Origin of the sequence: Spirillospora sp. NPDC000708 (assembly GCF_040299565.1) — a bacterium.
In the GTDB taxonomy this organism is placed as follows: domain Bacteria; phylum Actinomycetota; class Actinomycetes; order Streptosporangiales; family Streptosporangiaceae; genus Spirillospora.
In genome coordinates this window covers 25,845-46,504 of record NZ_JBEPCJ010000040.1, presented here as the reverse complement: position 1 = coordinate 46,504, position 20,660 = coordinate 25,845, and the positions used below count along the sequence as shown (strand labels likewise).

The window sequence follows — 20,660 nt, the reverse complement described above, 5'->3', positions numbered from 1 at the left end:
GCTCCCAAAATAGTAAGCAGTAATGAACTATTCGGCCAGCCGGTCCATCAGGCGGGCGGCCAGCCGCAGCACCTCGCGCTCGGTCTCGCCCAGCTCGCCGAGCGCCCCGGCGAGCCACGCGTCGCGCTCGTCCAGATCGCGCCTGAGCGCCTCGATCCCGGCCGGGGTGATGGTCAGCACGGCCTGCCTGCGGTCCCGCTCGTCGCGCGCGCGCAGGATCAGCCCGGACTCCTCCAGCTCGGCGAAGACCCTGGTCAGCGACTGTGGGCGCTGCTTCTCGGCGGCCGCCACCTCGCCGGCCGAGCTGGGGCCGTTGCGGGCCAGGTGCCCGAGCACGACCAGCTTGTTGCTGCTCAGCGCGTCCGGGGAGCGGGAGGCGCGCATCCGGCGCGCCATCCGCATCACCCCGCTGCGGATCTCCACCACCGCTTCCCTCGGCACCTCGGGCCGATCACTCGCCTCGCTCACCATAATGTTACGCTATTCCTTACTAATCCTTGAGAGGTGGGCCATGACGGTGGGCACGGTCCGGACATTCGCCGCCGCGAAGGCGCCGGTCGCCGTCGCGGCCGCCACGATGGCCGCAGTCCTCGCGGCCTACGGGTCGACGCTCCTGCTGGAGCACGCGGCCCACCTGCACATCGACTCCGTCATACAGGCCGTCGTCCTGTCGGTCACCCTTTCCAGGGCGCATAGAGGCGCGCCCATACCGGACCGTCTGATCGGGTTCGTCGTCATGCCCGCCGTAGCCGTCGCGTCGGTGGGCCTCGGCGACCTCATGCGCAACGACGCGTTCGCGGGCGACGCCGCCTTCGCCGCCCTCGTCGCGTCCGGAATCTGGATCCGCCGGTTCGGACCCCGCTTCACCAAGGCCGGCACGCTGATGATGCTCCCAGCCATCGCCTTGCTCGTCATCCCCCACGGCGGTCCCGGCGCGTCCTCGACCCACCTCATGTGGGCGCCCGTGATAGCGCTCATCGCCTGCTTCTGGGTGACCGCCGTACAGGTCGCTGTGGAACGCCCATGGCGCGCGGCCCGCACGAAGGCTCCCGCGACAGCGACCGCGCCCGCCGCAGGCAAAGGGGTGCGCGTCAGCACCCGCATGGCGGCGCAGACGGGGATCGGCCTCTGCGCGGCGTTCGCCGTCGGCCACTGGCTGTTCCCCGACCACTGGTCGTGGGTCGTCCTGACGGCGTTCATCGTGTGCAACGGCGCGCGCGGACGCGGCGACGCCCTCCACAAGGGCCTGCTGCGCGCGCTCGGCGCAGCCGGAGGGACGGTCCTGGCCGCGCTGGCGTCCGGGTTGTTCGCCCCCAGGGACCCCGACACGGTCGTCCTCATCTTCGTCGTGTTGGGCCTGGCGGCGTGGTTGCGTCAGCGGAGCTACGCCTACTGGGCCGGTGGCGTCACGGCCGCTCTGTCGCTGCTGTACGTGTACTACGGCCAGTCCGCGGGCCCGCTCCTCCAGACGCGTCTCGAAGCCATCCTCGTCGGCGGCGTCATCGGTGTCGCGGCGGCCTGGGCCATCCTGCCGTTCCGCACCAGGGACGTCCTGCGCCGCCGTGCAGCCGAGTGCCTGGCCGCTCTCACCGACGTCCTGCGAGACGATCCGCACGCCCGCGCGCGCTTTGAAAGCTCCGTCACCGAACTGGACACCGTCTACGGACCACTGCGGCTGCACCGGTTCGTGAGCCGCGCCCGGCCCCACCATGCCGATGTCGTGGACGTCCTACGCGAGATGGTGCCCCACGTCCGTGCCGCCGGGCCCGACGCCAGGGCGTTGCGCGCCAACGTGGGATCCGTACGGCGCGCGATCGCCCGGCGCCATGACGGCACGCCGTACAAGCGGCTCGCGCTGGACGACGCCACGGCCGCACACGCCATCGATGCGGGACTGGCCCGCATCCACGCGATCTATGCAACGCCCCCAACCGATCCCCCGGCGGCAACAGAGCCCTCCCCCACGACAGAGCCCTCAGCGGCAACAGAGCTCTCGCGCACGGCGGTCTCTAAGCGCGGACCAGAGTCTCCGGAGAAAGCTCGTCCGGCCGGGTGACACCGGACAGCGCCATGGTCAGCTCCAGCTCGGCCTGGATGCAGCGCAGGACGTGCTGGACCCCGGCCTGCCCGCCGAGCGCCAGCCCGTAGGCGTACGGGCGCGCGAGCAGCACCGCCTTGGCGCCTAGGGCGAGCGCCTTCGCGACGTCCGACCCGGTGCGGATGCCGCTGTCGAACAGCACGGTGGCCTGGTCGCGGACGGCGTCGACCACGCCGGGCAGGGCGTCCAGCGACGCGATGGCGCCGTCGACCTGCCGCCCGCCGTGGTTGGACACGATCACGCCGTCCATCCCCGCGTCCACCGCGCGGCGCGCGTCGTCGGGATGCTGGACGCCCTTCAGCGCGATCGGCCCGTCCCAGTGGTCCCGCAGGAACGCCAGGTCGTCCCAGGTCAGCGACGGGTTTCCGAAGTTGGCGACCCAGTGCAGGAGCGCGGTGTCGCGGTTGGCGTCGGTGACGGGCCCGCCGACCGCCTTCTGGAAGACGGGGTCGCTGAAGTAGTTGGCGACCCCGATGCCGCGCAGGAACGGCAGGTACGCCTGGTCCAGGTCGCGGGGCCGCCACGCCAGCGTGAACGTGTCGAGCGTGACGACGAGCGCCGTGTAGCCCGCCGCCTTGGCCCGCTCCAGGAAGCTGACGGCGAGGTCCCGGTCCTTCGGCCAGTAGAGCTGGTACCAGCGGGGCGCGCCGTCGCCGTTGGCCTCCGCGACCTCCTCGATGGAGTGGGACGAGGCGGTGCTGAGCACCATGGTGAGCCCCTCGGCGCCCGCCGCGCGCGCGGTGGCGAGCTCCCCGTCCGGGTGGAAGATCGACTGCACGCCGATCGGCGCGAGCAGGACCGGCGAGGGCATCGCGGTGCCGAGGACCTCCACCGACAGGTCGCGGTGCGCCACGTCGCGCAGGAACCTCGGGACGATCCGCCACCGGTCGAACGCGTCCCGGTTGGCCCGCGCGGTCGCCTCGCTGCCCGCCGATCCCGCCACGTACCCGAACGCCTGCGCCGACAGGACGCCCTCGGCGAGCCCCTCCAGTTTGGTCAGGTCGGTCGGCAGCGACGGCCGCACGTCACCGAGTCCCTGCAGGTAGATCGAGTTCTGGAAGTCGGCCAGCGCGCTCATCGGGTACCTCCGCGGGGGACGCGGCCGGGGTGCGGCCGCGGGGTGGGAACCGTCCGGGACCAATCTGCCACGGCCGCTGACCGGATCGCGCGGGGCGGCGGCGCCCGGATCCGATCCGCGGCCCATCCGGTGGGGCGGGCGAAAGATGTCGGCGGGACCGGCCACAATGTGGGGCATGGCACGACGCGGATCCCAAGCCCCTCCCCCGCCGCCGGACTTCGAGGAGAACATCGTCGACGTCGACGTCTCCGAGGAGATGCGCGGCAGCTACCTCGAGTACGCGTACTCGGTGATCTACCAGCGGGCGCTTCCCGACGCCCGCGACGGGCTGAAGCCCGTCCAGCGGCGGATCCTGTACTCGATGAACGAGATGGGGCTGCGCCCCGACCGCGGGCACGTCAAGTGCGCGCGCGTCGTCGGCGAGGTCATGGGCAAGCTGCACCCGCACGGCGACAGCGCGATCTACGACGCGATGGTGCGGATGGCCCAGCCCTGGGCGATGCGGATGCCGCTGGTCGACGGGCACGGCAACTTCGGCTCGCTCGGCGGCGACGACCTGCCCGCCGCCATGCGGTACACCGAGGCCCGCATGTCCCGCGAGGCGCTGATGATGGTCGCCTCCATCGACGAGGACACCGTCGACTTCCGGCCGAACTACGACGGCCAGGAGCAGGAACCGGAGGTGCTGCCCGCGGCCTTCCCGAACCTGCTGGTCAACGGCGCGTCCGGGATCGCGGTCGGGATGGCCACCAACATGGCCCCGCACAACCTCGGCGAGGTGGTCGCGGCGGCCCGGCACCTGATCGACCACCCCGACGCCACGCTCGACGACCTGATGCGCTTCGTCCCCGGCCCCGACCTGCCCACCGGCGGCATGATCGTCGGCCTGGACGGCATCCGCGACGCCTACGAGAAGGGCCGCGGGACGTTCCGCACCCGCGCCACCACGACCATCGAGAACGTCACGCCGCGCCGCAAGGGCATCGTGGTCAGCGAGCTGCCGTACGCGGTCGGCCCGGAGCGCGTCAAGGCCAAGATCAAGGAACTGGTCAACGCCAAGAAGATCCAGGGCATCGCCGACCTGAAGGACCTCACGGACCGCAACGTCGGCCTGCGCCTGGTCATCGAGATCAAGAACGGCTTCAACCCCGAGGCCGTCCTGCAGGACCTCTACCGGCTCACGCCGATGGAGGAGACCTTCGGCATCAACAACGTCGCGCTCGTCGACGGCCGGCCGCGCACGCTCGGCCTGCGCGAGCTGCTCCAGGTGTACGTCGACCACCGCATCGAGGTCGTGCGGCGCCGGTCGATGTTCCGCCGCAAGAAGCGCGAGGACCGCCTCCACCTCGTCGACGGCCTGCTGGTCGCGCTGCTCAACATCGACGAGGTCATCCAGGTCATCCGGCAGAGCGACGACGCCGGGCAGGCCAAGCAGCGGCTGATGCAGATCTTCGAGCTGTCGGAGATCCAGGCCCAGTACATCCTGGACACCCCGCTGCGCCGCCTCACCCGCTACGACCGGCTCGAGCTGGAGAAGGAGAAGGAGCAGCTGGCCAAGGAGATCGCGAAGCTGACCGCGATCCTGGAGTCGGAGCGGAAGCTGCGCGGCCTGGTGTCCAAGGAGCTCGGCGAGGTCGCCTCCGAGTACACCACCCCGCGCCGCACGATCCTGCTGGAGTCCTCCGGCCACACCGCCGCGGCCGCCGTGCCCCTGGAGGTCGCGGACGACCCGTGCACGGTGCTGCTGTCGTCCACCGGGCTGATGGCGCGCACGCACGGCCCCGAGCCGCTGCCCGACAGCGGCCCGCGCGCGCCGCACGACGTGCTGATCTCGGTCGTCCCGGCGACGGCCCGCGGCCAGGTCGGCGCGGTGACCTCGCTCGGGCGGATGATCCGCGTCGACGTCCTCGACCTGCCGACGCTGCCGCCGTCGGCGACGCCGCCGTCCCTGGCGGGCGGCGCGCCGGTGACCGAGTACGTCGACCTGGAACCGGACGAGACGGTCGTGGGCGTGGCGGCGCTGTCGGAGGAGGGCGGCGGGCTCGCCCTCGGCACGGCGCAGGGCGTGGTCAAGCGGGTCGTCCCCGACTTCCCCGCCAACCGCGACGAGTTCGAGGTCATCGGGCTCAAGGAGGGCGACCAGGTCATCGGCGCCGTCCAGCTGCTGTCGGAGGACCAGCACCTCGTCTTCATCACCACCGACGCGCAGCTGCTGCACTTCGCCGCGTCCAACGTGCGGCCGCAGGGCCGCGCCGCCGGCGGCATGGCCGGCATCAAGCTGGCCGCCGGGGCCCAGGTGCTGTGGTTCGGCGCGCTCGACCCCGGCCGCGAGGCGCGGGTGATCACGGTCTCCGGGTCGTCGTCGGCGCTGCCCGGCACCCAGACGGGCGCGATCAAGCTGGCCGACTTCGCGGACTTCCCCGCCAAGGGCCGCGCGACCGGCGGCGTCCGGGCGCACCGGTTCCTGAAGGGCGAGGACGTGCTGCTCCAGGCGTGGGCGGCGCCGACGCCGCTGCGCGCCGCCGGCGCGAACGGCAAGCCCGCGACGCTGAACGTGACGCTCGGCCGCCGCGACGGGTCGGGCGAGAAGCTGAGCACCCGCATCGTGTCGATCAGCGGCCCCATCGGCCCCGTCCCGCCGGACACCGACACCGGCACCGAGGCCGACACCGACGCCGACGAGGCATGACGGTGAGCCGGGCCCGCGGTCGGCGGGCCCGGCTCACATCGGCTCGTGGCGGTCAGGCGGCGGGGGCGGCGGCGAGGGCTTCGGTCACCGTGGTGACGGTGGCGAAGCCGCAGTCGCGCATCACCTCCAGGCCGATCTCGTGGAGGCGCGGGGTGAGGGCCGCGCAGGCGTCGCCGAGCACCGTGACCCGGTAGTCGCGCATGTAGGCGGCCCGGACGGTGGACTCCACGCAGATGTTGGTGACGACGCCGCAGACGAGAAGGTGGTCGGCGCCGAGGCCGCGGAGGAGCGGGTCGAGGGACGTCCAGAGGAAGGCGTCGAAACGGGCCTTGTCCACCACCAGGTCGTCGGGGCCGCAGCCCAGCTCGTCGGCGACCTCCGCGTCCCAGCTGCCCGCGGCCAGGGCGGAGATCTCCGCCAGGGCCGGGTGGGCGCCGCCGAGGTTGGCGCCCTCGTCGGCGCGGCCGGGCCGGTAGACGTGGCGGGTGAAGACCACGGGCGTCCCCGCGGCACGGGCGGCGGCCACCGCCGCGGCGCACTGCCGTACGGCGCGGCCCGTGTCGGCGAGGGCCATGCCGAGGGTGGGGAGCGATCCGTCCGGGTGGACGAACCCGTTCTGCATGTCGACGACGATGAGGACGCTGGTCATCGGAGTGCCTCCGGGGTCTGTTCGAGGGAGGTGGAGACGGACGGGGCCGGCGCCGTGCCGGGCATGCCGAGCAGGACGGGGCCCTTCGGCGGACGCCACGCGCTGGGCTTGCAGGCGTCCCGGCAGGAGCCCTCGGTGGAGCAGCACAGCGAGCAGATGTGCCCCTGGTGGAACGGGCAGGTGGCCATGTCCGCGACGTCGTAGGACCCGCCGCACACCGCGCAGGGCAGTTCGGTCGCGCCCTCGGGGAAGACGCTCGTCCGCGCGATGTACCAGCGGCCCCGGGTGGCCGCCGCGACGAGGGGCGGCAGCGCCAGTGCGAGGACGAAGGCGATGAAGGGCGACAGGTCGGCGGCCGTGGAGCCGAACGCCCCGTAGTAGGCGACGATCGAGACGGCCGCGGCGGCGACCATCGAGCCGAAGCCGACCGGGTTCACGTTGTACAGGTGGGCGCGGCGGAACTCCACCTCGGGCGGGCTGAGGCCCAGCCACCGCTTGTTGATGACCAGGTCGGACGCCATCGCGGCGATCCAGGCGATGCCGATGTTGGCGTACCAGGCCAGCACGGTGACGATGTGGGCGAAGATGTCGATCTCCATGAGGACCAGCGCGAGCGCGACCTGGAGGATCACCCACACCGCGCGGCCGGGGTGCCGGTGCAGCAGCCGGGAGAAGAAGTTCGACCACGACAGCGAGCCCGAGTAGGTGTTCATGATGTTGATCTTGATCTGCGAGAGCAGCACCAGGACGCCCGCGAGGACGAGCGCCACCGTGTGGTCGCCGACCGCGCGCTCGTACACGACCGTGAACAGGTCGACCGGGACCGCGACGTGGTCGGGCGTCGTCTCGGTGCCGGCGTAGCCGACGAGCAGCGTGGACGCGAAGAAGATGACGATGGCGAACAGGGACAGGCCGGGGCCGCCCATCAGCACCGCCAGCCGCCATCTGCGGCGCCCCGCCGCGCCCTTCGGGTCGGGCATCAGCCGCAGGTAGTCGCCCTGTTCACCGATCTGCACCGCGAACGACAGCTGCGCGGCGGCGATGGTGAACACCGCGGTCAGCGTGAGGCCGCCGACGGCCGCCGCCCCGTGCGCGGTGATCGGGTGGACCATGTGGTGGCCGGCGGAGGGCGAGGTCGCCGCGATGACCAGGGCGAACCCGATCAGCAGGATCCACAGCGGCCACGTCCACGCCTGGAACTTCGAGCTGAAGGTCATCCCGTAGAGCGTCAGCGGCACCATGACGGCCGAGACGATCACGTACGAGATGTGCACGTCGACGCGGAAGAGCGCGGTCACCGCCTGCGCCATGATCGCGCCCTCGTAGGCGAGGAAGATCAGCGTGTAGGTCGCGTAGACCAGCGAGGTGACCGTGGAGCCCAGGTAGCCGAACCCGGAGCCGCGGGTGAGCAGGTCGATGTCGATGTGCCTGCGGGTGATGGCGAACGCGATGACGACGGTCAGCGGCAGCGTGACCACGCTCGCGACGGCGAACCCGAGCAGCGAGCTGCCGAAGCCGAACTCGTTGACGAACGCGGCGTCCAGCGCGTATCCCGCCATGGCGGACAGGCCCACCAGGCAGCTCAGGAACACCATCCACGGCGACCAGGTGCGGAACGCGCTGGGCGTGTACCGCAGGGAGTAGTCCTCCATCTGCGGGTTCTCTGCCAGATCCAAACCCGGCTCCTTTCCTAGCGGGGCGGCGGGCACCGCAGAAGCTAGGAACGGGATGTTTCTCCGGGGTGTCGGAACCCGTTGCGCCCCGTTACGCCGATTCGTCGCGCGGCGAAGGGGCTCTGGCGTGCGGGTTCGCACCGGCGGGGGCGGCATGCGCCGGGTCGCGGCGGGTTTCGGCCGGTCCTGCCGCCGGAGTCACCCCTCTGTCAGGCGGGCGCGGAGTGAGCGCAGGTGGTCGCGCAGGTCCGCCCAGGGGAACGTCGCGCCGCTCGGTTCGTCCGAGTCGGGGTTCGGGAGGCGGTCGGTGTCGAGGAGGACGGTGACGCCCCAGGCGCGGAGCTCGGCGACGCTGCGCGAGAAGACCGGGTGGCGGGCGAGCGCCGCGTTGGGCCACGGCGCGGCGACGATCGGGCGTCCCTGGCCGACGGCCTCGTTGAGCAGGCCGAGCGCCAGCGTGTCGCTGATGCCGTGCGCCCACTTGTTGACGGTGTTGAACGTCGCCGGGACGACGGCGAACGCGTCGGCGGGCGGCAGGACGTCGGGCTCCTCGGGCCGCTTGTAGTCCGAGCGGACGGGCAGGCCCGTCAGCTCGGACAGCCGCGCGGCGTCGACGAACCTCGTGGCGGCCGGCGTCGCGACGGCGCAGACCGTCCAGCCGTCGCCGAGGAGCCGCTCGACGAACGAGGGCAGCTCCGCGGCGGGGCGCCCGCCGCAGGCGATCACGTACAGCACCGGACGTGCGGGCACCCGACCTCCTCGGTTCCGATCGGGTTCCAGCCTCCCACGTCCGGGTCAGGTCTCGACGTCGTCGGGTCCCCAGTGCGCCTCCATGCGGACGATCTTGCCGTCGGCGCCGAACGTCATGACGTCGATGACGCGGACGCGCATGCCGGGGACCGTCACGGTGAAGGCCATCGCGGCGCGGTCGCCGTGCGAGCCGCGGATGGGGGCGTCGAGCGAGAGCTTCGCGCCGGCGGCGACGGCGTTGCCGTAGAACTCGTCGATCGCGGCGCGGCCCTCCATCGGCGGGTTGCCGACCGGGTCGACCACGACGGCGTCGTCGGCGAACAGGCCGGTGACGGCCGCGGGGTCGCCGGAGTTGAAGCCGTCGACATAGGCCTGGAGCGTGCTCTTCATCTGTTCCTGGGTCGGCATGCGACCGAGGCTACCAAGCGCCCGCTTGGCTACCCGTTCGCGGCATCCGGGTCATGATGGCCACGCCTGCCCGGGCCGGAGGGCGGCGACCTTAGGCTGCTGCGTGACGGGAAGGCCCGACACGAACCGGAGGAGCGATGACGGACGCCGCACGGGCCACCGGGGAGCCGCCGAAGAAGGCGGCCTACCGGCGGTCGGCGGGATCGCCGCGCGGCGAGGCGAGGCGGCGCGAGCTGCTCGAACGCGTCACCGACGACCTCGCGGTGAACGGGCTCGTCGACTTCTCGCTGCGGCGCGCCGCCCGCGCGGCCGGAACCACGCACAAGGTCCTGCTCTACCACTTCGAGGGCGCCGACGACCTGCTCCGGCAGGCGGTCGCCCGGCTGCGCGACCGGCGCATCGGCAACGCGCTCGCCGCCGCCGCGGAGCACGGCGGCGGGACGCTGGCGGACCGGGTGCGGGCCGTCTGGCGGTCCCTGACGGACGAGGACCCGGGACTGCGGCGGGTCCTCGACCAGGCCATGGGCCTCGCCATGTACGACGTGGACCGGCACAGCGAGCTCGGCCGCGGGGCGTCCCGGCAGTACATCCCGATCCTGGGATCCTTCTGCCCGCCGGACTGGTCCGAGGCGCGCAGGCTCCAGGTCGGCGAGATGATCCTCGCGACGCTGCGCGGGTTCCTGCTGGAGCGGCTGATCAGCGGCGACGCCGGCGGCGCCGACGCCGGGTTCGAGGCGCTCGTCCGCGCGCTGGAGCGCGAGGAGGCCGCCGCCGAACCGCCGGCGCCCTAGCGCAGGCTGAAGGCGGCCGCGCGCCCGGCGCGCTCGACGGACACCGCGCGCTCGACGGACGCGGCGCGCTCGACGGACGCCGCGCGCCCGGCGGGCCCCTCGGACGTGGCGTGCTCGATGGACGCGGCGCGCACGGCGGGCTCGTCCGACGCGGCGCGCTCGGCGGGCTCGTCCGACGCGGCGCGCTCGGCGCAGGCGGCCAGGCCCTCGAGAAGGTCCGCCGCGCCGCCGGCGGCCTCGTCGTAGTGCCAGTGGCGGACGAGGGCCTCCCCCTCGGGGCCGGGGTCGAAGCGGCCCTTGGCGAAGCAGCCGGCGACGGCCATCCGGACGATCACGCGGTCGCAGTCGTCCAGCTCGGCCACGTAGGCGGCCGCGTCGATGAGCCCGATCGCGGCGCGGGCGTTGCGGCAGTCGTCGGCGGGGTCGGGGCGGGCGATCCGCCACTGCGCGTACGGGCGCAGGTACTCCGCGATCATCACGGTTCGGTGCACGCGAGGTCCTTCCGGTCTCCGGGACCTCCCATGCTGCGGACGGCGCCGCCGGCGGGCGGGCGCCTTGACCGAGGTCTTGCCGCCCGCTGACCGATTGATCGTCCCGGCCCGGCGGCGGTGCCTAGGACCCGGCCAGCCCGTGCCGGAAGGCGTAGGTGACGGCCTGCGCGCGGTCCCGCAGCCCCGCCTTGGCGAACAGGTTGTTGATGTGGGTCTTCACCGTCGCCTCGCTGATGAACAGGTCGCCGGCGATCTCGGTGTTCGACCGGCCCTGCGCGATCAGCGCGAGCACCTCCGCCTCGCGCCGGGTCAGCCCGTCGGGCAGCTCGCCGCGGGCGGCGCGCACGGGCCGCTGGTCGGCGGCGACCGCCTCGACCAACCGGCGCTGGATCGCCGGGTCGAGCTGCGCCGCGCCGCCGCGCACCGCGGCGACCGCGCGGGCGATCTCGTCGGCGCCGGCGTCCTTGGTGAGGTACCCGCGGGCCCCGGCGCGCAGCGCCGCGAAGATCGACTCGTCGTCGGCGTAGGTGGTCAGCACGACGACCTCGACCTCCGGGTGCGCCTGCTTGATCCGCCGGGTCGCCTCCACCCCGTCCACCCGCGGCATCCGCAGGTCCATCAGCACCACGTCGGGCCGCAGCTCGGCGACCATGGCGACGGCCTGCTCGCCGTCGCCCGCCGACCCGGCCACCTCGATGCCCGGCAGCAGCTCCAGCAGCAGGACCAGGCCCTCCCGCACCACCGTCTGGTCGTCGACGACCAGGATCCTCGTCTCGTCGCTCACCGTGCCTCGTCCCGTGCCCCGTCCCGCGTCACGCCGGCACCCGGAGGGCGACGCGGAACCCCTTGCCCTCCGGCCCGGTCTCCAGGGTCCCACCGATCAGCTCCGCGCGCTCCCGCATGCCGACCAGCCCGTAGCCGCCGCCCTCGATCTCCAGGACCGGCTCGGTCGCGCCGGTGTCGGTCACCTCCAGCCCGACGGCGTCGCCGAGATAGCGCAGCGTGATGCGCGCGCGGGCGCCGGGCGCGTGCTTGCGGACGTTGGTGAGCGCCTCCTGGGCGGTCCGGACGACCGCGAGCCCCGCCTGCGGGGGCAGCTCGCGCGGCACACCGGTCACCCGGACGTCGCAGGGGCGGCCGGTGCTGGCGTAGAACTCCTCCGCCAGTTCCGCGATGACCTCCTTCGGCTCGGGGATCTCGCCGCGCAGCGTCGCCAGCGCGCGCCTGGTCTCCTCCAGGCCGGACTTGGCGAGGTTGCGCGCGCGCTCGACCCGGTCGAGGGCCTGGACCCGGTCGCCGTCCCGCGACAGCAGCAGGCGCGCGCCCTCCAGGTGGACGATCTGCGCCGACAGCGAGTGGGCGAGGATGTCGTGGATCTCGCGCGCGATGTGCGACCGCTCGGCCAGGACCGCGTTGGCCGCCTCGGCGCGGCGGGTGGCCTCCTGCGCGAGGACGTTCTGCCGGCTCGCGAGGGCGCCGAGGGTCAGGCCGATGAACGCGGCCAGCAGCCCGTAGTCCGGACCGCTGTCGTAGACCTCCCCCAGCGCGGCCACGACGATCACGGTGGCTGCGCCGATGGCGAGGCCCCAGCGCACCTTCGTCCGCATCATCAGGGCCCACATGGCGGCCAGCGAGAAGAAGTACCCGCCGCCGCCGTGCGGGGCGACGGCGTACAGCGAGAGCGACGTGCCCATCGCGCCCAGGAGCAGCGCGTTACCGGCCGAGCGCAGGCGGGAGCGCTTCGCGCGCCCCACCCACAGGCCGGTCCCGAGGAGGGCGAACGTCGCGGTGTTGAGGAGGACCACCGCGAGGCCCGTGCCGTGCAGGGCCGGCGCGGGGGTCGAGTGCAGCAGCCCGCGGAGGTAGGCCACGGCTCCCCAGATCAGCGCGATCGTGATCGCGATGGTCCGGACGAGCCGGTCCTCGAGGGTGAAGGGTCCGAACCTCACGATGCGACGCTAGCCGGTGCGGTCGCGGTGATCCGCCGTCCACGCCACACCACCAGCAGGTTCTGGACGATCAGCGTCAGGGCGAGGAAGAGCAGGAAGAGGTTCGAGCCGAGCCTGAGGCCGAGCGCGTGCCCGGCGGCGAGGAACCCGACGCGGCTCAGGATCGACACGAGCCAGGCCGCGAGGGTCCAGCCGGTGCCGCGGCGCCACAGCTCGCCGTCGCTCTCGCGCCACAGCCGGACGGTCAGCGCCCGCAGCGCGCCGAACGCGACCGCGGCGACGACCTCCCCGGCGAGGAGCGCGACGCTGAGCGCCGGGTGCGCGTCGTCGAGCAGGCCGCCCTGCGCCACGCCGACCACGGCGAGGACGGCCGGGACGGTGTAGAGCCGCCGCTCGCCGACCGGCCGGGAGCGCAGCTGCCGGTAGAGGACCAGCCCGAGGACGGCGAGCGCGAGGAGCACGTTGTCGGCGGTGTTCATGGGATCGACGGTAGGCCGGGGCGGCCGGCCCGGGGATCGGCGCGCGGCTGGACATCGGGGTCTCCACCGGCGGGTGGAGAACCCTCCGTGAGCGGCGGCTCACCACTCGGACACCGCCAGTGCGAGCTGGCCGAATCCGGTCAGGTGTGCGATCTTGATTCGAGAAACGTTCGCGTTTTTGAATCGGGTACCAACCGCGCGTGGATCGCTCCAACGCCGTCCGCGCATCTCCACCGAAAGGCGCGTCCAGAACCCGTGAAATCCCTCCTCCGCGCCGCCGCCGTGGCGGCGCCCCTCACCCTGGCGCTCGGCGCGGTCGCCGCACCGGCCCAGGCGTCCCCCCAGGCCCCCGCGACGGCCACCAAGGCGCAGGCCCCCGGCGTCCCGGCGTTCGACTTCGCCAAGGACTGCCCGCCGCTGCCCGCCGGCATCGACCCGACGCTCGGCCTGTGCATGCAGATGGTGGTGACCGGCGGCTCCATGAAGCTCGGCGGGATCAGCCAGACCATCACCCAGCCGATGCGGATCACCGTCCAGTCGGTGCAGGCCGACGCCTCGTCCAACTCGGAGTTCACCAGCGTCACGCTGACCGGCAAGCCGATGACCGTCCCCGGCGGCGTGCTCGGCCTCCTCGGCCTCACCGTGCCCGGCCTCGACGACCTGCCGTTCAACAAGGTGCAGGTGCAGCCGAAGTACACCGGCGGCTTCACCTTCAACCTGCCGAACGCGGGCCTGGAGATGAAGATCAAGATCATCAACGACGCGGTCGGGAAGGGCTGCACGATCGGCTCCAAGAAGGACCCGGTCAAGCTGAACCTCGGCGTCGACCTCGGCCAGATCAGCGTGGTCGACGAGGGCGACCCCGCCGACTCGTTCCACCACCCGCCGATCCTGCACACCCTGGCCGCCGACAACGCCTTCGCCGTGCCGAAGACGGACGGCTGCGGGCTGTTCGGGCCGGTGATCGACTGGAAGGCCGGGCTGCCCTCGGCGGCGGGCAACAACGCCGCGTCGTTCGACACCTACCTCGCCCTCGCGCCGTACGCCCCGTGGCCCTCGGCCGCCGTGCGGCGCAAGGCGGCGCAGGACCCGATCCAGCAGCTGCGCAACCTGCACATCAAGGGCTGACGCGCCCCTCCCCGGGGCCGTGCACGACCTGACGGCCCCGGCCCCGCACCGGCGCGGCACCGCGTGACCCGGCCGGGGGTGGCACCCGCACCACCCCCGGTGGCCCGGCTACATGTCGATGCGCTCGGTGTCCAGCTCGGACGCGCCGGCCGTGATGAACTCCCGGCGCGGCGCCACGTCGCTGCCCATCAGCAGATCGAAGATCTTCGCCGCCGCGTCGGCGTCCTCCACCCGGATCCGGCGCAGGATCCGGTGGCGCGGGTCCATCGTCGTCTCGGCCAGCTGGTCGGCGTCCATCTCGCCGAGGCCCTTGTAGCGCTGGACGGGCTCCTTCCAGCGCTGCCCCTTGCGCTCGAACTCCACCAGCTTGCGGGTCAGCTCGCCGTCGCTGTAGCAGTAGACGTACTTGTCCTGGCCCTTCTTGGGCTTGACCAGCTCGATCCGGTGCAGCGGCGGGACCGCCGTGAACACCCGCCCCGCCTCCAGCATCGGCCGCATGTAGCGGAACAGCAGCGTCAGCAGCAGGGTGCGGATGTGCGAGCCGTCGACGTCGGCGTCCGCCATCAGGATGATCCGCCCGTAGCGGGCGGCGTCGAGGTCGAACGTGCGGCCCGACCCGGCCCCGATCACCTGGATGATCGCCGCGCACTCGGCGTTCTTCAGCATGTCCGCGACGGACGCCTTCTGCACGTTGAGGATCTTGCCCCGGATCGGCAGCAGCGCCTGGAACTCGGAGTTGCGGGCCAGCTTCGCGGTGCCGAGCGCCGAGTCGCCCTCGACGATGAACAGCTCGCTGCGGTCGTCGGCGTTGCGGCAGTCGACCAGCTTCGCCGGCAGCGCCGAGTTCTCCAGCGCGTTCTTGCGGCGCTGGTTGTCGCGCTGCGTGCGGGCCGCGATCCGGGTCTTGGCCGCCCCCGCGACCTTCTCCAGCACGGCGCGCAGCGGCTGCTTCTGGCCGCGCGGCGGGTTCTCGAAGACCGCCTTCAGCTCCCGGGTGACCACCTGCGAGACGATCCGGGTGGCCGCCGAGGTGCCGAGGATCTCCTTGGTCTGCCCCTCGAACTGCGGCTCGGGCAGCCGGACCGTCACCACGGCGGTCAGGCCCTCCAGGACGTCCTCCTTGATGACGTCCTCGTCGCCGTTCTTCAGCAGCTTCGTCGCGCGCAGCTGCTCGTTGACGACCTTGAGCACCGCCCGGTCGAACCCGCGCACGTGGGTGCCGCCCTTCGGGGTGGCGATCACGTTCACGAACGACCGGGTGGTCGTGTCGTAGCCGGTGCCCCAGCGCAGCGCGACGTCGACCTCCAGGTCGCGCTCGACGTCCGTGGGGGTCAGGTGGCCCTGCTCGTCCAGCACCGGGACGGTCTCGGTGAAGTGCCCGCGGCCCTGCAGCCGCAGCACCTCGATGAGGGCGGCGTCCTTGGCCAGGTAGGTGCAGTACTCGCTGATGCCGCCGTCGAAGCGGAACGTCTCCTCGACGACCTCCTCGCCGCGCTCGTCGCGGACGTCGATGGTGAGGCCCGGGATGAGGAAGGCGGTCTGGCGCATCCGGTCCAGGACGAGGGACTGCTCGACCGTCGCGTCCGCGAGGAAGATCTGCATGTCGGGCCAGAACCGGACGCGGCAGCCCGTGACCTTCCTGGCGACCTTGCGGATCTGCCGCAGGCCCGACTTCTTCTTGAACCGGGCGTTCGGGCGGCCCTCGTCGGCGAACTCGCCCGGCAGCCCGCGCCGGAAGCTGATCGCGTGGGTGTGGCCCTCGCGGTCGACCTCGACGTCCATCCGGGCCGACAGCGCGTTCACCACGGAGGCGCCGACGCCGTGCAGGCCGCCGGAGGCGGTGTAGGACACCCCGCCGAACTTGCCGCCCGCGTGCAGCCGGGTCATCACCAGCTCCACGCCGGGCAGGCCCGTCTTCGGCTCCAGGTCGACCGGGATGCCCCGGCCGTTGTCGCCCACCTCGAACGACCCGTCGGCGTGCAGCGTCACGCTGATGTGCGTGCAGTACCCGGCCAGGGCCTCGTCGACACTGTTGTCGACGATCTCCCACAGGCAGTGCGCCAGGCCACGGCTGTCGGTCGACCCGATGTACATTCCGGGTCGCTTCCGCACGGCCTCCAGCCCCTCCAGCACCGAGAGGTGCCGGGCGGAGTAGCCGTGCGGGTCATCGGTCATCGCTTCGGCGGTCGCGGCGGTCAACTGCGTGTGCTCCTCGGGGGTAGGACATTCGGCACGAGGGTACCCCCGAGCACCGACAAACGTTCGAAAGGCTCGCCGCCGCGGGCGTCCGGGCACCTCCGCGGCACCGAGCCCGCGGGCGCCGCCGCGCCGTCCGGGCGTTTCCCGCCCAACCCAGGGTGGAGTACCGCAACGTCCACCTCTAGGTGGGTGCACGGGGTCGCGTGATTTCCCTAATGTCCTGGTCATGGCAGAAACGATCGAGGTCAGCGGGCTCCGCAAGCGCTACGGGGACGTCAACGCGGTCGACGGGGTGACCTTCTCCGTCGCCGAGGGCGAGTTCTTCGGGATCCTCGGGCCCAACGGGGCCGGCAAGACGACGACCCTGGAGATCGTCGAGGGGCTCCGCGAGGCCGACGAGGGGGCGGTCTCCGTCCTCGGGCTCCCGCCGTGGCCGCGCAACCCCCGGCTGCTGCCCCGGATCGGCGTGCAGCTGCAGGCGTCGTCGTTCTTCGAGCGGCTCACCGCGCGCGAGCAGCTCCAGACGTTCGGGTCGCTCTACGGCGTCCCGGCGAAGAAGGCCGACGCGATGCTGGAGACCGTGGGCCTCGCCGACAAGGCGGACGTGCGGGTGGAGAAGCTGTCGGGCGGGCAGGCGCAGCGGCTGTCGATCGCCTGCGCGCTCGTGCACGACCCGGAGCTGGTCTTCCTCGACGAGCCGACCGCCGCGCTGGACCCGCAGGCCCGGCGCAACCTCTGGGACGTGCTGAGCGCCATCAACACCGAGGGCCGCACCATCGTCCTCACCACCCACTACATGGACGAGGCGGAGGCGCTCTGCGACCGCGTCGCGATCATGGACGCGGGCCGGATCCTGAGGCTCGGCCCGCCCGCGGTGCTGGTGCGCGGCCTCGACGCGCCGGCCCGGATCAGCATCGCCAGCGGCCTGCTGGACGCGGCGGACGCCCGCGCGCTGCCGGGCGCCGACGACGTCGAGGACGACGGCGTCTCGCTGATCATCTCCACCCGGGACCCCTCGGCGGTGGTGGCCGCCATGGCCGCGAAGGACGCGCTGGACGGGGTGCAGATCCGCGGCGCGACCCTCGAGGACGTCTTTCTGGAGCTCACCGGACGGGAGTACAGGGCGTGAGCACACTCGAGAGTTTCAAGAGCCTGTCCCGGGCGATGTTCCTGGGCTTCCGGCGGGACCGCGGCGCGCTGTTCTTCACCGTGCTGTTCCCGCTGATGTTCCTGGTGATCTTCGGTGGCGTGTTCGGCCACCAGAGCACCTCCAAGGTCAAGGTGCAGGAGATCGGCCGGGTGCCGATCCTGGACCAGGCGATGGCGGACAAGTCGGCCGACCTGGGCAAGACCATGAAGCTGACCAGGACCTCCGACCGGCACGACGCGCTGCACAAGGTCACCAAGGGCGACGCGGACGCGGCGGTGGAGCAGCAGGGGAACCGGCTGGTCGTGCACTACTCGGCGGCCGACCAGGTGAAGTCCGGGACCGTGCAGGGCCTGATGAACTCGATCGTCCAGGGCGCGAACCAGGCAGCGACCGGCAAGCCGCCCGCCTACCAGGTGGCCTCGCAGCAGGTGGAGGACGATTCGCTGAAGGCGATCCAGTTCTTCACCCCGAGCCTGCTCGGCTGGGCGCTGGCGTCGGCGGGCGTGTTCGGGGCCTCCCAGACGCTCGTGACGTGGCGCACGAAGGGCATCCTGCGCCGCCTCCAGCTGTCCCCGGCGCCGATCCCCACGGTGTTCGCCGCGCGCGTGGCCGTGAGCCTGGCCGTCGCGCTGGTGCAGTTCGCCCTGTTCGTGGCGGTAGCGCAGCTGCCGTTCTTCGGCCTGAAGCTCGGCCACTACTGGTGGATGGCCGTCCCGATGGTGATGTCGGGGGTGCTGGCCTTCCTGGCGATCGGGATGGTGATCGGCGCCTGGGCGAAGACGCAGGAGACGGCGCAGGCCGTGACGCAGCTGGTGGTGCTGCCGATGGCGTTCCTGGGCGGCTCGTTCTTCCCGCTGGACGCCTCGCCCACGTGGATGCGGACGCTGGCGTACATCTTCCCGCTGCGGTACCTGAACACCGGGATGCTGAACGTGATGGGCCGCGGACTGGGGCCGATGTCCGCGCTGCCGCAGATGGGAATCCTGCTCGGATTCGCGGTGGTGGGCGGGCTCGTCGCCATGCGCCTCTTCCGCTGGGACAGCGCGTGACATTCCACCATGGCGGGACGGTGTGACCTCGGTCACTAATCGAGCCATTCCGCTGTGGGCGTACGAAGAAACAGGTTGGGAACGTCCACGTCGGGTTAGATGTTGTCCTAAGTACCGACCCCGAGCATGAGGAAGGTGCCGTGACTGGAGCCCTTGCCCCGACCAAGCCGCTGACCGTCGCCGACCGGTGCGACCGCTGCGGCGCCCAGGCCTACGTCCGTGCGGTCCTTGTAGGCGGCGGCGACCTTCTGTTCTGCGCCCACCACGGGCGTAAGTACGCGGAGGCCCTGCGCGCCAACGGGGCCGACATACAGGATGAGACCGACAGGCTGACCGAAACCCCGGCTACCGCTACGGAAGATGAGCGGTAGGGATCGAATAGCACGCTCGCTGCGGCGGCCACCGGAGACGGTGGCCGCCGTTCGCATTTCAGTCGCCACCCCCATCGGCCCCCATCACGGGGCATCGCGAAATGGATTCGCAGAGTGATCAATTCCTCACTCTGCGTATCGAACTTTCACGCGCCCGGGTGACGCGCCGCCACGCGTTCGCCGTTTTCTCAGCCGCCGCTGATCGTCTTCACGCGATAGTGGTATCCGCCGGATTCGGCGAACCCCTCGGCCGCGTACATCGCGCGCGCCGCGGCGTTCCGCTCGACCACCACCAGGTACGCCCGCTCGCACCCCTGCTCCCGGCCCCAGCCGAGCAGCGCGCGCAGGACGCGCCGTCCCAGCCCGCGCCGGCGCGCCTCCGGCGCCACCGCCATCGCGTAGATCCCGAGCCACTCCCCCTGCGGCACGCCCCGTCCGACGGCGACGCCGTCCAGGGACGCGTACCCGGCCGGCACGCCGGTGAGGATCTCCGTCGCGACGGGCAGCTGGTGGTCGTACCGGCCGTCCACGGACCACCACACGTCCAGCCAGCCGGGGGACGGCTCGTCCGCGATCTCCACGCCGTCCCGCTCGTACGGGCCCGCGAGATCGGCCGCCATGCCGAGCGTGGGGTCGACCACCTCGTAGCCCCGCGCCTCCAGGACCGCGTCGAGCCCCTCCGGCCGCGCCCTCTCACTCAGCGAGAACACCGTCGGCAGCCCACGCTCCCCATAGAAGAGCTCCGCGCGCGCGAGCGCGGCGTCCAGGTCGCGGGGAGCGTCCAGGGGCAGGACGGAGTTGGCGCGCTTGGTGACACCGTCGGCGTGGCGCAGCAGCCACCCGCCAATATCCTGGACGGACCGCGCCGGCCACGCCGCGGCCACGAGTCCGTCCAGGTCCCGCGGCCCGGGGACCGCCGCGCACCGAGTCATCGAAGAGCACCGCTTTCGGGGGGATCGTGCACATCCTGCTGCCGCCGTCGGAGAAGAAGGCTATCGAGGGCGACGGCCCGCCCCTCGACCTGGCCTCGCTGAGCTTCCCGGAGCTCACCGCGGCGCGCAAGCGGGTCATCACCGCCCTGACCAGGGCGTGCCGCCGCAGGGACGCGCCCGAGACGCTCGGCCTGCCGGCGGGCCAGGTCGACGAGGCCCTCGCGCGCAACAAGGCGCTGAAGGAGGCGCCCGCGCTGCCCGTGGCACGGCTCTACACCGGCGTCCTCTACGACAACCTCGGCCTGCCGAGCCTGGACCCGGAGGCCGCCGCCGAGCGCGTCGTGGTCTTCTCGGGCCTGTGGGGCGCCCTGCGGCTCACCGACCGCGTCCCGCCGTACCGGTTGTCCATGTCGGTCTCGCTCCCGCCCCTCGGCCGTCTGGGGACGTTCTGGAAGCCGGCGATGACGAAGGCCCTCCGGCCGTCCGGGCTGATCGTCGACATGCGCTCCGGGCCGTACGCGGCGGCGTGGAAGGCCCCTATGCCGGCCGTGGCGGTCCGCGTGTTCCGCGAGACGGTCACCGGCGGAGTCCCCAAGCGGACGGTCGTCAGCCACATGGCGAAGGCGACCCGCGGGGCGATCGCCCATGACCTGCTGGACGCCGGGGCCGACCCCGCCACGCCCGAGGAACTGCTGAAGACCGTCGCCGACCTCGGATACACCGTCGAGCTCAACGGCACCTACCTCGACGTGATCCTCACGTCCTGACGAGGCCCC

Annotated in this window: 20 protein-coding genes; 8 read left to right on the top strand and 12 right to left on the bottom strand. The window is 72.4% G+C overall.

Annotated elements, in window-relative coordinates; genetic code table 11:
- Window positions 1-27 precede the first annotated feature (27 nt).
- Window positions 28-471, bottom strand: coding sequence for a MarR family winged helix-turn-helix transcriptional regulator (locus ABT299_RS26645; RefSeq protein WP_500252379.1), 444 nt, complete (start codon window positions 469-471; stop codon window positions 28-30).
- A gap of 1 nt (window position 472) precedes the next feature.
- Here ABT299_RS26645 and ABT299_RS26640 point away from each other — a divergent pair, with 1 nt between their 5' ends.
- Window positions 473-2,056, top strand: a complete 1,584-nt coding sequence (locus ABT299_RS26640; RefSeq protein ID WP_500252378.1) for an FUSC family protein — start codon at window positions 473-475, stop codon at window positions 2,054-2,056.
- Here the strand turns inward: ABT299_RS26640 and ABT299_RS26635 are convergent.
- Window positions 2,010-3,176: a lactate 2-monooxygenase gene (locus ABT299_RS26635; RefSeq protein ID WP_500252377.1), complete on the bottom strand. Its 1,167-nt coding sequence runs from the start codon at window positions 3,174-3,176 to the stop codon at window positions 2,010-2,012. The two genes, ABT299_RS26640 and ABT299_RS26635, sit on opposite strands and share 47 nt — an antisense overlap.
- A gap of 175 nt (window positions 3,177-3,351) precedes the next feature.
- On the opposite strand from ABT299_RS26635, the gene ABT299_RS26630 reads away from it, so the two are divergent.
- Window positions 3,352-5,865, top strand: a complete 2,514-nt coding sequence (locus tag ABT299_RS26630) for a DNA gyrase/topoisomerase IV subunit A (RefSeq protein ID WP_500252376.1) — start codon at window positions 3,352-3,354, stop codon at window positions 5,863-5,865.
- Window positions 5,866-5,917: 52 nt separating this feature from the next.
- On the opposite strand, the gene ABT299_RS26625 is transcribed toward ABT299_RS26630, so the two are convergent.
- The 4 genes from ABT299_RS26625 to ABT299_RS26610 all read right to left on the bottom strand — a co-directional run bounded on the left by ABT299_RS26625 (window position 5,918) and on the right by ABT299_RS26610 (window position 9,345).
- Window positions 5,918-6,514, bottom strand: a complete 597-nt coding sequence (locus ABT299_RS26625) for a cysteine hydrolase family protein (protein WP_500252375.1) — start codon at window positions 6,512-6,514, stop codon at window positions 5,918-5,920.
- Entirely contained in the window at window positions 6,511-8,190 is a 1,680-nt protein-coding gene (locus tag ABT299_RS26620; protein ID WP_500252374.1) for a purine-cytosine permease family protein, read from the bottom strand. Before ABT299_RS26620 ends, ABT299_RS26625 begins: the two co-directional genes overlap by 4 nt.
- 195 nt (window positions 8,191-8,385) lie before the next feature.
- Window positions 8,386-8,937 (bottom strand): flavoprotein, encoded by a 552-nt coding sequence (locus ABT299_RS26615; protein WP_190857982.1) that lies wholly within the window; start codon window positions 8,935-8,937, stop codon window positions 8,386-8,388.
- Between the two features lie 45 nt (window positions 8,938-8,982).
- Window positions 8,983-9,345, bottom strand: coding sequence for a nuclear transport factor 2 family protein (locus ABT299_RS26610; protein ID WP_190857984.1), 363 nt, complete (start codon window positions 9,343-9,345; stop codon window positions 8,983-8,985).
- A 137-nt stretch (window positions 9,346-9,482) separates the two neighbouring features.
- Between ABT299_RS26610 and ABT299_RS26605 the strand changes: the two genes are divergently transcribed.
- The gene (locus tag ABT299_RS26605) at window positions 9,483-10,136 is read left to right on the top strand and encodes a TetR/AcrR family transcriptional regulator (protein WP_500252373.1); all 654 of its coding nucleotides are present in this window, start codon (window positions 9,483-9,485) and stop codon (window positions 10,134-10,136) included.
- Here ABT299_RS26605 and ABT299_RS26600 read toward each other — a convergent pair.
- The 4 genes from ABT299_RS26600 to ABT299_RS26585 form a co-directional block, all read right to left on the bottom strand.
- Window positions 10,133-10,627, bottom strand: a complete 495-nt coding sequence (locus tag ABT299_RS26600) for a hypothetical protein (protein ID WP_500252372.1) — start codon at window positions 10,625-10,627, stop codon at window positions 10,133-10,135. The genes ABT299_RS26605 and ABT299_RS26600 overlap by 4 nt on opposite strands.
- Window positions 10,628-10,748: 121 nt before the next feature.
- The gene (locus ABT299_RS26595) at window positions 10,749-11,411 is read right to left on the bottom strand and encodes a response regulator (protein WP_190857990.1); all 663 of its coding nucleotides are present in this window, start codon (window positions 11,409-11,411) and stop codon (window positions 10,749-10,751) included.
- A 28-nt stretch (window positions 11,412-11,439) separates the two neighbouring features.
- The gene (locus ABT299_RS26590; RefSeq protein WP_387029711.1) at window positions 11,440-12,576 is read right to left on the bottom strand and encodes a sensor histidine kinase; all 1,137 of its coding nucleotides are present in this window, start codon (window positions 12,574-12,576) and stop codon (window positions 11,440-11,442) included.
- Window positions 12,573-13,055 (bottom strand): hypothetical protein, encoded by a 483-nt coding sequence (locus ABT299_RS26585; RefSeq protein WP_387029709.1) that lies wholly within the window; start codon window positions 13,053-13,055, stop codon window positions 12,573-12,575. The genes ABT299_RS26590 and ABT299_RS26585 overlap by 4 nt, the downstream gene beginning before the upstream one ends.
- A gap of 255 nt (window positions 13,056-13,310) precedes the next feature.
- Here ABT299_RS26585 and ABT299_RS26580 point away from each other — a divergent pair, with 255 nt between their 5' ends.
- On the top strand, window positions 13,311-14,183 hold the full coding sequence (locus tag ABT299_RS26580; protein WP_500252371.1) for a hypothetical protein: 873 nt from the start codon (window positions 13,311-13,313) through the stop codon (window positions 14,181-14,183).
- A 108-nt stretch (window positions 14,184-14,291) separates the two neighbouring features.
- Here ABT299_RS26580 and ABT299_RS26575 read toward each other — a convergent pair whose 3' ends face one another.
- Window positions 14,292-16,382 (bottom strand): DNA gyrase/topoisomerase IV subunit B, encoded by a 2,091-nt coding sequence (locus ABT299_RS26575; RefSeq protein WP_387029704.1) that lies wholly within the window; start codon window positions 16,380-16,382, stop codon window positions 14,292-14,294.
- Window positions 16,383-16,608: 226 nt separating this feature from the next.
- Between ABT299_RS26575 and ABT299_RS26570 the strand changes: the two genes are divergently transcribed.
- The 3 genes from ABT299_RS26570 to ABT299_RS26560 all read left to right on the top strand — a co-directional run bounded on the left by ABT299_RS26570 (window position 16,609) and on the right by ABT299_RS26560 (window position 18,952).
- Complete coding sequence (locus tag ABT299_RS26570; RefSeq protein WP_190857996.1) at window positions 16,609-17,511, top strand: ABC transporter ATP-binding protein; 903 nt, start codon at window positions 16,609-16,611, stop codon at window positions 17,509-17,511.
- Window positions 17,508-18,581, top strand: a complete 1,074-nt coding sequence (locus tag ABT299_RS26565) for an ABC transporter permease (protein ID WP_387029702.1) — start codon at window positions 17,508-17,510, stop codon at window positions 18,579-18,581. Before ABT299_RS26570 ends, ABT299_RS26565 begins: the two co-directional genes overlap by 4 nt.
- A 140-nt stretch (window positions 18,582-18,721) precedes the next feature.
- Window positions 18,722-18,952: a DUF7455 domain-containing protein gene (locus tag ABT299_RS26560; RefSeq protein ID WP_347256757.1), complete on the top strand. Its 231-nt coding sequence runs from the start codon at window positions 18,722-18,724 to the stop codon at window positions 18,950-18,952.
- Between the two features lie 188 nt (window positions 18,953-19,140).
- Here the strand turns inward: ABT299_RS26560 and ABT299_RS26555 are convergent, their stop codons facing one another.
- On the bottom strand, window positions 19,141-19,884 hold the full coding sequence (locus ABT299_RS26555; protein WP_500252370.1) for a GNAT family N-acetyltransferase: 744 nt from the start codon (window positions 19,882-19,884) through the stop codon (window positions 19,141-19,143).
- A gap of 26 nt (window positions 19,885-19,910) precedes the next feature.
- On the opposite strand from ABT299_RS26555, the gene ABT299_RS26550 reads away from it, so the two are divergent.
- Window positions 19,911-20,651, top strand: a complete 741-nt coding sequence (locus ABT299_RS26550) for a YaaA family protein (protein WP_500252369.1) — start codon at window positions 19,911-19,913, stop codon at window positions 20,649-20,651.
- Window positions 20,652-20,660 lie beyond the last annotated feature (9 nt).

Excerpts from the sequence above, each read along its gene's own strand:
- ABT299_RS26640 (WP_500252378.1), top strand. The coding sequence starts at position 473 with ATGTTACGCTATTCCTTACTAATCCTTGAGAGGTGGGCCATGACGGTG.
- ABT299_RS26645 (WP_500252379.1), bottom strand. The coding sequence starts at position 471 with ATGGTGAGCGAGGCGAGTGATCGGCCCGAGGTGCCGAGGGAAGCGGTG.
- ABT299_RS26610 (WP_190857984.1), bottom strand. The coding sequence starts at position 9,345 with ATGCCGACCCAGGAACAGATGAAGAGCACGCTCCAGGCCTATGTCGAC.
- ABT299_RS26555 (WP_500252370.1), bottom strand. The coding sequence starts at position 19,884 with ATGACTCGGTGCGCGGCGGTCCCCGGGCCGCGGGACCTGGACGGACTC.
- ABT299_RS26625 (WP_500252375.1), bottom strand. The coding sequence starts at position 6,514 with ATGACCAGCGTCCTCATCGTCGTCGACATGCAGAACGGGTTCGTCCAC.
- ABT299_RS26630 (WP_500252376.1), top strand. The coding sequence starts at position 3,352 with ATGGCACGACGCGGATCCCAAGCCCCTCCCCCGCCGCCGGACTTCGAG.
- ABT299_RS26570 (WP_190857996.1), top strand. The coding sequence starts at position 16,609 with ATGGCAGAAACGATCGAGGTCAGCGGGCTCCGCAAGCGCTACGGGGAC.
- ABT299_RS26635 (WP_500252377.1), bottom strand. The coding sequence starts at position 3,176 with ATGAGCGCGCTGGCCGACTTCCAGAACTCGATCTACCTGCAGGGACTC.
- ABT299_RS26605 (WP_500252373.1), top strand. The coding sequence starts at position 9,483 with ATGACGGACGCCGCACGGGCCACCGGGGAGCCGCCGAAGAAGGCGGCC.
- ABT299_RS26585 (WP_387029709.1), bottom strand. The coding sequence starts at position 13,055 with ATGAACACCGCCGACAACGTGCTCCTCGCGCTCGCCGTCCTCGGGCTG.